Annotated in this window: 1 protein-coding gene; it reads left to right on the forward strand. The window is 71.4% G+C overall.

Features of this window, described 5'->3' with window-relative positions; all coding sequences use genetic code 11:
- Window positions 1-162: 162 nt before the first annotated feature.
- On the forward strand, window positions 163-1,010 hold an 848-nt coding region (locus G3N93_RS40215; RefSeq protein WP_206135546.1), incomplete at its 3' end, for a beta-ketoacyl synthase N-terminal-like domain-containing protein.

Raw genomic sequence — 1,010 nt, forward strand, 5'->3', positions numbered from 1 at the left:
TAGTTGCACTGGACCACGCTGCGCGCGGCGCTCGCGCCAGAGCGGCCCGGCGGGCCGGGCGAGCCGGCCGGTTCGGCACCCCCGTTTGATAAAATCTGACTTCGAGCGGCGCGCCTGCCAGCCCTGCTGCGGCGCCCGTTCCGGCCACCGGATGCGACCCTCGTGAAACCTCTCCTGCTCTCGCACTTCACCGCCACCAGCTGCATCGGCCGCGGCCTCGATGCGACCCTCGATGCGCTGCGCCACGCGCGCGGCGGGCTCCAGCCCTGCGACTTCGAGCGTGCGGATCTCGACACGTGGATCGGCGCGGTGGACGGCGTCGATGCGCAGCCCGTGCGTACCGATCTCGCCGACTTCGAGTGCCGCAACAACCGCCTCGCGCAGCTCGGCCTCACGCAGGACAACTTCGACGCACGCGTCGCGACGGCCGTCGCACGATATGGCGCGGAGCGCGTCGGCGTGTTCATCGGCACGAGCACGGCCGGCATCCTCGAAACCGAACACGCCTATCAGCGCCGCGATCCGGCAAGCGGCGCGCTGCCCGCCGACTTCCGCTACGCGCACACGCACAACCCGTATTCGCCGGCCGCATTCGTGCGCGCGTTTTTCGCGCTGCGCGGGCCGGCGATGGCGATCTCGTCCGCCTGCTCGTCCGGCGCGAAAGTGTTCGGCTCCGCGCGCCGCATGATCGAGGCCGGATTGATCGATGCGGCCGTCGTCGGCGGCGTCGATTCGTTGTGCCTGACGACGCTGTACGGCTTCAACTCGCTCGAACTGCTGTCGCGCCAGCCGTGCCGTCCGTTCGACGTCGCACGCGACGGCATCTCGATCGGCGAGGCTGCCGCGTTCGCGCTCGTCGAACGCGTGCCCGCCCCGCCCGCCGCACTCGACGCCCACGCGATCCTGCTGCTCGGCATCGGCGAATCGAGCGACGCGCATCACATGTCGTCGCCGCATCCGGACGGCCTCGGCGCGCGCGTCGCGATCGAGCAGGCGCTCGCGGCCGCCGG

Origin of the sequence: Burkholderia sp. Se-20378 (genome assembly GCF_017104665.1) — a bacterium.
GTDB classification, from domain to species: Bacteria; Pseudomonadota; Gammaproteobacteria; order Burkholderiales; family Burkholderiaceae; genus Burkholderia; species Burkholderia lata.